Source organism: Chryseobacterium sp. GW823-FHT05E08 (assembly GCF_058795655.1).
Map to the genome: position 1 here is coordinate 1 of NZ_JBXAHY010000011.1, position 1,196 is coordinate 1,196.

Sequence of the window (1,196 nt, forward strand, 5' to 3'; positions counted from 1 at the left end):
ATGTCATGCTGATTTCTATGACAAAACCAAGTTATTTGTATAATTTTCTTCATAGGGCTTTTGTTGTTTAATAACCGCGAAAGCTCTGTGAATAATTTTATTTTTACCTTCCGCCACTTTTCGTTGATAATATATTTTAAGATCGTTTTCCAGTCTTATCGCGCTCATTGCAGCCAGGTGAAGAATGCTTTTTAATGATTTATCAGCATGAAATGAGACTCTGGGCTTATATTTTATAGACGTTCCGGATTGATAATCAAACGGAACAACTCCCGCATAGCAAGCCAATTGTCTGGGTTCTGTTATTTTTTCGAAACCTCCCGTTTTTACCAAAAGCACCCAGCAGAGTACTTTTCCTACACCTGGAACAGATTTTAATAGGTCTGCTTTCTGAGAAAGACTTTCAGAAGATTTAATTACTGCTTCAATTTCTTTTTCCAGTGCCGAAATATGCTTTTCTATTAATTCAACCTCTTGTTTATTTATTTTTAGCAGCATTTTTTCACATCCCGACGTTGTTAATTTATAATTATGCTGCAATTTCAAAAGATGGGCTTTAAGTTTTACTTTAGAATTCCTTTCAGATAATAAAACTTTCAATTTTTTCATTTCACAGGAATCAGGTTTCCAATGATGAAGCAATTCCTGATTTTTATCTGTAAAATCTGCAATTCTTTCTGCATCGATCACATCATTTTTTCCTCGAATCAACCCTAAACTTTTCTTTAAATGAAGAGGATTGATCACAAAAACCTGAAAAACAAAGCCTTCCAAAACCTCATACAAGAACCAATTATATTTTCCAGTATTCTCCATGGAAACAATAACTTGTGGATATTTTGAAAACTTTTTAAAAAAGATCTTGATTTTAGAAACTGAATTTTCAATCTTAAAAAACTCTTTCTTGTCAATAGTTTTAACACAAATATCTAACGTCTTTGCGCTAATGTCGATGCCGATTACGATTTTTTCCATACTTTTGATTTGCAAATTAACAGGAAAAGAGAACTTTCATTTTAACTCAACTCCTTACTAATGGGCTTTAAATCCCGTATTTCTATTTGAGTTTTAATGAAAGAAAGAGCATTTAATTCTTTATCAGCATATGAATCTTATTCAGAGCGAGTCTTAGTTTAATTAAATGCTTTCTCTTTTTCTAAAGATATTATTTTTCTTTCTGCAAATCTAAAGGAGCG

1 protein-coding gene is annotated in these 1,196 nt (G+C 31.8%); it reads right to left on the reverse strand.

The features are described from left to right. Positions 1 to 15: 15 nt before the first annotated feature. Positions 16 to 975 (reverse strand): IS110 family RNA-guided transposase, encoded by a 960-nt coding sequence (locus AC1Q7L_RS22095; RefSeq protein WP_492308046.1) that lies wholly within the window; start codon positions 973 to 975, stop codon positions 16 to 18. Positions 976 to 1,196 lie beyond the last annotated feature (221 nt).